This window comes from Streptomyces zingiberis, assembly GCF_012034935.1.
GTDB classification, from domain to species: domain Bacteria; phylum Actinomycetota; class Actinomycetes; order Streptomycetales; family Streptomycetaceae; genus Streptomyces; species Streptomyces zingiberis.
Genome location: NZ_JAATEN010000033.1, coordinates 41,822 through 47,821, shown reverse-complemented (window position 1 = coordinate 47,821; position 6,000 = coordinate 41,822). Strand labels below are relative to the sequence as shown.

At 73.2% G+C, this 6,000-nt stretch carries 5 protein-coding genes and 2 tRNA genes; 3 read left to right on the top strand and 4 right to left on the bottom strand.

Features of this window, described 5'->3' with window-relative positions:
* Positions 1-142 precede the first annotated feature (142 nt).
* Positions 143-1,597: a trigger factor gene (gene tig / locus HCK00_RS26165; RefSeq protein WP_168104517.1), complete on the bottom strand. Its 1,455-nt coding sequence runs from the start codon at positions 1,595-1,597 to the stop codon at positions 143-145.
* A 403-nt stretch (positions 1,598-2,000) separates the two neighbouring features.
* A tRNA-Pro gene (locus HCK00_RS26160) sits at positions 2,001-2,077 on the bottom strand.
* A 267-nt stretch (positions 2,078-2,344) separates the two neighbouring features.
* On the opposite strand from HCK00_RS26160, the gene HCK00_RS26155 reads away from it, so the two are divergent.
* Positions 2,345-2,418: transfer RNA gene (locus HCK00_RS26155), tRNA-Gly, on the top strand.
* A gap of 213 nt (positions 2,419-2,631) precedes the next feature.
* The gene (locus HCK00_RS26150) at positions 2,632-2,997 is read left to right on the top strand and encodes an ArsC/Spx/MgsR family protein (RefSeq protein WP_168104516.1); all 366 of its coding nucleotides are present in this window, start codon (positions 2,632-2,634) and stop codon (positions 2,995-2,997) included.
* Between the two features lie 156 nt (positions 2,998-3,153).
* Here the strand turns inward: HCK00_RS26150 and HCK00_RS26145 are convergent, their stop codons facing one another.
* Positions 3,154-3,348 carry a hypothetical protein gene (locus tag HCK00_RS26145; RefSeq protein WP_168104515.1) on the bottom strand — a complete coding sequence of 65 codons (195 nt, stop codon included), beginning with the start codon at positions 3,346-3,348 and terminating at the stop codon, positions 3,154-3,156.
* Positions 3,349-3,779: 431 nt separating this feature from the next.
* On the opposite strand from HCK00_RS26145, the gene HCK00_RS26140 reads away from it, so the two are divergent.
* Positions 3,780-5,021, top strand: a complete 1,242-nt coding sequence (locus tag HCK00_RS26140; RefSeq protein ID WP_168104514.1) for an acyltransferase family protein — start codon at positions 3,780-3,782, stop codon at positions 5,019-5,021.
* 212 nt (positions 5,022-5,233) lie between these two features.
* Here HCK00_RS26140 and HCK00_RS26135 read toward each other — a convergent pair whose 3' ends face one another.
* Complete coding sequence (locus HCK00_RS26135; RefSeq protein WP_168104513.1) at positions 5,234-5,755, bottom strand: NUDIX domain-containing protein; 522 nt, start codon at positions 5,753-5,755, stop codon at positions 5,234-5,236.
* Between the last annotated feature and the right edge of the window lie 245 nt (positions 5,756-6,000).

The window sequence follows — 6,000 nt, the reverse complement described above, 5'->3', positions numbered from 1 at the left end:
CCCCCCCCCCCCCCCCCCCCCGCCGCGGGGGCGGCGGCCGGCCCGCGCCGCCCGGCGGGCCCGGACGCGTGCGTGCGTCCGGGCCCGCCGGTGACGGTCGCCGCCCGGCCGGCGGAGGGGTCCGCGGCCGGGAGCGTATGGGTCAGGCGCCGGCCTGGCCGCTCTCCGCCGCCTTCTCGGTGGCCTTCTCCGCGGCGTCGGCGTCGCCCGCGGCAGCCTCACCGGCGGCGGGCCCGTCGGTGCCGGCGGCTTCGGTGGCCTGGCCGTCCTCGGCGTCCTCGGCGTCTTCGTCGTCCATGTCGACGATCTCGCCGTTGGTGTCCTTGACCGTCGCGGCCTCCACCACGAGGGCGAGCGCCTTGCCACGGGCCACCTCACCGACGAGCACCGGCACCTGGCCGCCCTCGACGACGGCCTGGGCGAACTGGTCGGGGCTCATCCCGGAGGACTGCGCACGGCGCATCAGGTGCTCGGTGAGCTCCTCCTGGCCGACGGAGACCTTCTCGCGGTTGACCAGCTCGTCGAGGACGAACTGGGTGCGGATGCCCTTCTCGGCCTGCTCGCGCAGCTCGGCGTCGAACTCCTCGGCGGTCTTGCCCTGGATCTTCAGGTAGCCGTCCAGGTCCATGCCCATCTGGCCGAGCTGGTGGTGCTCCAGGTTGTGCTTGCGGGTGCCGATCTCGTCCTCGAGGAGCTTCTCGGGAACCGGCACCTCGACCAGCTCCAGGAGGGCGTCGAGCACCTTCTCCTGGGCCTGGGTGGCCTGCTCGTACTGGTTCTGCTGCTCCAGGCGCCGGCGGCTGTCCGTGCGCAGCTCCTCCAGGGTGTCGAACTCGCTCGCCATCTGGGCGAAGTCGTCGTCCAGCTCGGGGAGTTCGCGGGCGGCGACGGCGGTGACGTCGGCCTTGACCTCGGCCTCCCGGCCCTCGGCGGAGCCGCCCTTGAGCTCGGAGGTGAAGGTGGCGCTCGAACCGGCCTCCAGGCCGGTGACGGCCTCGTCGATGCCGTCGAGCAGCTCGCCGGAGCCGATGGTGTAGCTGACGCCCTGGGCGACGCCGTCCTCCAGGACCTCGCCGTCGACCTTGGCCTCCAGGTCGATGGTCACCACGTCACCCTCGGCGGCGGCGCGCTCGACCGGGGTGGTGGAGGCGAAGCGGTCCCGGAGCTGCTCGACGGCCTTGTCCACGTCCTCGTCGGTGACCTCGACGGCGTCGACGGTCACCTCGATGCCGGAGAAGTCCGGGATCTCCAGGGCGGGGCGGATGTCCACCTCGGCGGTGAAGGCCAGCACCTCACCGTCCTTGAGCTCCGTGATGTCCACCTCGGGCTGGCCGAGCGGGTTGAGCTCGCCCTCGTTGACCGCGTCGGTGTAGAACTTCGGCAGCGCGTCGTTGACGGCCTCCTCCAGCACCGCGCCGCGGCCGAACCGCTGGTCGATGACGCGGGCGGGGATCTTCCCCTTGCGGAAGCCGGGCACCGACACCTGCTGGTTGATCTTCTTGTACGCCGCGTCGAGGCTGGGCTTGAGCTCCTCGAAGGGCACCTCGACAGTGAGCCGAACCCGGGTCGGGTTCAGGGTCTCCACGGCGCTCTTCACGGTTCGGTCTCCTTGGGGCTGACTTCGGGGATGGGCAGAGGGATCGCGACTCTCTGCGGAGGGCGCCTCATGCGGTGATCGACGGGGTTGATCGACGGTGGGCGATCGACACAGCCGGACACGGGCACGCAGCTTGCATAGTAACCGCAAGCGGTATCCGCCCCTAAACCTGCGGGGCCCGCGGAGCCCCGGAGGAGCCGTGGACCGGCGGCCCGGGAACGGCTCCGGGACCGCTGCCCGGCAGGGGCCCGGCGTCCCGTCCCGGAGGGGCCTCGCGCCGGCGCTCCCGGGGGGGGCCGCGCACCGAGGGCCCGGACGGGCTCCGCAGGGGGGCGCCCCGGGGGCCGGAGGGGCGGAGCGGCCGGAGGCCCGGAGGGCGCTGTGGTGGGGGCCGGCCCGGTGGTGGTCGGGGTGGCCGGATTCGAACCGACGGCCTTCCGCTCCCAAAGCGGACGCGCTACCAAGCTGCGCCACACCCCGCCTGCTTGCGAGACGTAGCGTACATGCCCGCAAACCCCACGAGGGCTGCCAGTGCTGTCGGTGCTGCCGGCGCCGCCATCGCGCGGACGGCACCCGCGCGGGGAGACCCGGAACAGCGGCGGCGCCCGCCTCCGAACCCCGCCCGGACGGCGGCCGGACGCTGGTGTGCGAGCCGGCGGGCGGACCCGCTACGATGCTCAGCGTGCCACGGCACCACCGCGGCGGCCGCCGGTTCTCCGGTGGTGGCGGGCGGTATCCGTGGCACAGGCGGGCGTAGCTCAATGGTAGAGCCCCAGTCTTCCAAACTGGCTACGCGGGTTCGATTCCCGTCGCCCGCTCCATCCCCGTCAGGGCCAGGTCAGAGGGTGTTTCCCCGGCCTGGCCCTGACGCCGTTCCGGGCAGGCGCCCGGCCGGTCGCGCCCCCCGCGTGCGCCAGGGAGTGCGCCCAAGCAGGTACGAACGTTCGTACCCAGGTCCGCCCCCGCGTGCGCCGGCGACGTCCCGCGCGCCCCGCCCGCCGAGTGGTCCCGCCCGGCCGCACTAGGGTGGCCGCATGGAGATCTGGGTGAACCCGGCCTGCTCCAAGTGCCGCTCCGCCGTGCGGCTGCTGGAGGAGACGGGCGCGGAGTACACGGTGCGGCGCTATCTGGAGGACCCGCCCTCCACCGACGAGTTGCGGGACGTCCTCGGCCGGCTCGGCCTGGAGCCCTGGGACATCACGCGCACGCAGGAGACGGTGGCGCGGGAGCTGGGGATCGCGGCGTGGCCGAGGGAGCCCGCCGAGCGGGAGCGCTGGATCGGGGCCCTCGCCGCGCACCCGCGGCTGATCCAGCGTCCGATCATCACCGCCGACGACGGCAGCGCGGCCGTCGCCCGCGACGAGGCCACCGTGCGGGCCGTCGCCGGGCGGGGACGCTGAGGCCGCCCGTGGCCGCCGGACGGCACGGCGGCCACGGCGTAACGGCGGCAGGGACCCGGCCGGGCCGGGGTGCCGCCGGGAGGCGCGGGGCCGCCTCGCGCACACCGCCGGCGCCGCCCCCGGGTGGGCCGCGCCGGAGAACCCCGGCCGGCCGTGTCAGAAGCTGATCTGGTTGAGCGTGTTCGCCAGGGAGTCCAGGAGTCTCTGGATCGTCGGTGCGATGCCCGTCGACGCCAGGAAGAAACCGAACAGGACAGCCACGAGGGCCGGCCCGGCCTTCAGTGACTTCGACCTGATCATCACCAGCATGATGACCAGGAGCACCACCACAGCAGACAGCGAAATGACCACAGCTGATCCCACCCTCGGTCGGAAAAGACGTCACCGGCCCCGGACATGCGGCCCCGCACCCCCAGCCGGAACCATGGTGCCACCAACGCGGTACCGGGTCGTTCCCCGTTGGCATTTCGTCGCCCATCTGTTCACGCCACCCCTATGCCCACGCCCACCCCTCGGGCAAACGATCGAGGCGGAGGGCCGCCGCGCCACGTGATCCGCACCACGGCGGGGGAACCGGCCGGAGGACCGTCAAACGGGCGGATCACCCCCCTTGAGCTGGTCCGCGTGGGGTATCCGAGGGCCAACGAAGAGAGGAGGGGGAAGGTTTTACGGACAATGCCTCCCAACGCTATGGTGCCTCAGATGTTGCACGCTGCCCCGTCCCCCTCGTGCACGGCGACGCCTCGGTCGTCCACTCCCCTGCCTCCGTTCCGGGAGGGTGCATGAGCGACGTACTGCGCTCCCACGGCCACCGGAGGGTCCCCCTCCCCCCAGCCGAGGACACGGCCGCCCCGCACGCCCCGTCGCACAGCCCGGGAACACCACATCCCGGGCGGTCTCCCACGCCGCCGGGCGGAAACGGTTCCCCGAAGAAGCGCGACCCGTTCTTCGACAACGCCAAGTACCTGGCGATCGTCCTCGTCGCCTGCGGGCACGCCTGGCAGCCGCTGATCTCCGACAGCCGGCTCGCCGAAGCGGCGTACATGTTCGTCTACGCCTTCCACATGCCGGCGTTCATCGTCGTCTCGGGCTATTTCTCCCGCAGCTTCGACATGCGGGCGGACCGGCTGCAGCGGCTGATCACCGGCGTGGCCGTGCCGTACGTCATCTTCGAGATCGCGTACACCTACTTCAAGCGCTACGCGGACCCGGACCCCGGCTATCCGATCAGCCTGCTGGACCCCTGGTACCTCACCTGGTTCCTGATCGCCCTCTTCATCTGGCGCCTCACCACCCCGCTGTGGAAGGTGGTGCGCTGGCCCGTCCCGCTGGCGCTGGCCATCGCGGTACTGGCCTCCGTCTCCCCCGACATCGGCGACGACCTGGACCTCCAGCGGGTGCTGCAGTTCCTGCCGTTCTTCGTGGTCGGCCTGGTGCTCAAGCCGGAGCACTTCCAGCTCATGCGCCGCCGTGAGGTGCGCCTGCTGGCGATCCCGGTGCTCGCCGCCGGCCTCGTCTGCGCCTACTGGGCCGCGCCGCGGATGAAGGTGAGCTGGCTCTACCACCGCGACAGCGTCCAGGAGCTGGGCTACGCCGCCTGGACCGGACCCGTGATGACGCTGGCGCTGTTCGGCTGCTCCATGGCGCTCACCATCGCCTTCCTGGCCTGGGTACCGCGGCGGGAGATGTGGTTCACCGCCCTCGGCGCCGGCACCCTCTACGGCTACCTGCTCCACGGCTTCCTGGCCAAGGGCTCCCGTTTCTGGGACTGGTACGACCAGGAGTGGCTGTACACCCCGTGGGGCGCGGCCGTGCTGACCCTGGCCGCCGCGGTGATCGTCACGGTGCTGTGCACCAAGCCGGTGCAGTGGATGTTCCGCTGGGCGATGGAGCCGAAGATGGCGTGGGCGTTCCGCCGGGACGCGGCCGAACTGGGCCGCGGCCGTGGCGCGCGGGCCACACCGCGCGCCGGGGAGGCCGCCGGGGAGAAGCGGGACGGCGGGAAGGCCGCGGAACGCGGCTGAGCGCGCCGCCGCCGCACCCGCCCCTCCCGGCCACCCCGCCTCCGACGGCACCGGCGCCGTCACGGCGACACCGCGCGGGCCGCGGTCCCGGAACTTCTCCGGGGCCGCGGCCCTTCGCCGTGGAAGGGCCGGGAACGGGCGGGGGCAGGCGGGAACGGACCGGAGCGGGCGGCACGCGCCCGGGGGCCGTCAGCCGTCGGGCACGCCCCGGATCAGATGCCGGGGGAGCCCGCGAAGTAGGCCTTCATCACCGAGGTGTGCGTCGGGAACGCGAGGTCGGCCGGCTCGTGGAGCACCAGCCACTCCGTCACCTCTTCGGTGGGCACCGACGGCGGGAGGGTCTCCGCGTCCCGCTCCGGCAGCAGGCCGAAGACCAGCAGGGTCCGGAGGGAGTTCTCGACGGCGAACAGCCGGACGCGTTCGGCGTCGGCGGAGAGCAAGGTCTCCTCGGCCAGTTCCCGTACCGTCGCCTGCTCCCAGGTCTCCCCGACCTCCATGTAGCCGCCGGGCAGGGCCAGTTCGCCGCGGAACGGCTCGATGTCCCGCCGCACCACGACCAGTCCGCGGCGGCCGTCCGCCGCGACGACGGGCTGCAGGGCGACCGCCACCGGCAGCGGGTTCGCCCACTGCGTCTCACCGCAGCCCACACAGTCCCGGGGCCACCCCGCCGCCTCCGGGTACCCGACGCCGCAGTACGGGCAGTGGGTGACGCTGCGACCCGGTGTGAACCCCATGTGTGCCCTCCCTTTCCCACATCCACCCCGGCGCCGTCGAACATCTGGCCGGAGATCAACCCGACCCTACCGCCGCCCGCCGGGGTGCGACGCGACCGGCTTCCGGCCCCTCCTACCCGGAACCGGACGGGAGATCTCCGCCGCGCGGCGCCGGCGCACGTGCGGGGATCGAGCAGGTGGCGGCCGTGGAGGGGACCGGCGGAGCACGGCGGGCGAGCGCGGCGCGTCCCCGGAGCGCGCCTCGG